Origin of the sequence: Companilactobacillus bobalius (genome assembly GCF_002179915.1) — a bacterium.
In the GTDB taxonomy this organism is placed as follows: Bacteria; Bacillota; Bacilli; order Lactobacillales; family Lactobacillaceae; genus Companilactobacillus; species Companilactobacillus bobalius.
The window spans coordinates 1-554 of sequence record NZ_MYFM01000027.1 but is presented as its reverse complement, the minus strand read 5'-3'; the positions used below and the strand labels follow the sequence as shown (position 1 = coordinate 554).

Here is a 554-nt window from a genome sequence, read left to right as displayed (position 1 = left end):
AGCCGTGAACTAAAGAGAACTCTAGCCGTTCCTTACTAGAAATATGTAGTCTCACAAGATTGCCAACTTTCATATTTCCAAATCCACGATCAATCCAATCCTTCATCATCTTCAACCTCATTCGCATCAGTATGTACTATCAATCCCGACTGATTAATTGAAATTTCAGTACAACTTCCATCAATAAAAATCACTTGATAAGCAAGCAGTTCTAGACTGAACTTAATTTTTTCTATTTTTTTGTCAATATCATCTAATAAAAATGTGCTGTTCTCAATTGCATATGTTGGAGTATTGCCCACCTCATAGCCTCTATATCTATAAGGATTCTCAATTTCTAAGCCCGTTATTTTTTTCATTTTTCTACCTCATAAATTACGACATACGCAAGCATTGGTGTACCATCCATTCCAACAAAAACTTTAGGAATGATATCGGCAACGCTATTTTGCTTACAAAAATCATTAACTTTATTCAAAACATTAGTCTCAGCCCAAATTGCTTGATCAGGAATAAATTCTTTTACTAATTTCATTTTTCCACCTCATAGCCGT

Annotated in this window: 2 protein-coding genes; both read right to left on the bottom strand. The window is 33.8% G+C overall.

From position 1 onward, the window contains the following. Positions 1-89: 89 nt before the first annotated feature. On the bottom strand, positions 90-359 hold the full coding sequence (locus tag LKACC16343_RS14125) for a hypothetical protein (RefSeq protein ID WP_056950804.1): 270 nt from the start codon (positions 357-359) through the stop codon (positions 90-92). Further along, complete coding sequence (locus LKACC16343_RS14120) at positions 356-535, bottom strand: hypothetical protein (protein ID WP_056950808.1); 180 nt, start codon at positions 533-535, stop codon at positions 356-358. The genes LKACC16343_RS14125 and LKACC16343_RS14120 overlap by 4 nt, the downstream gene beginning before the upstream one ends. Positions 536-554 lie beyond the last annotated feature (19 nt).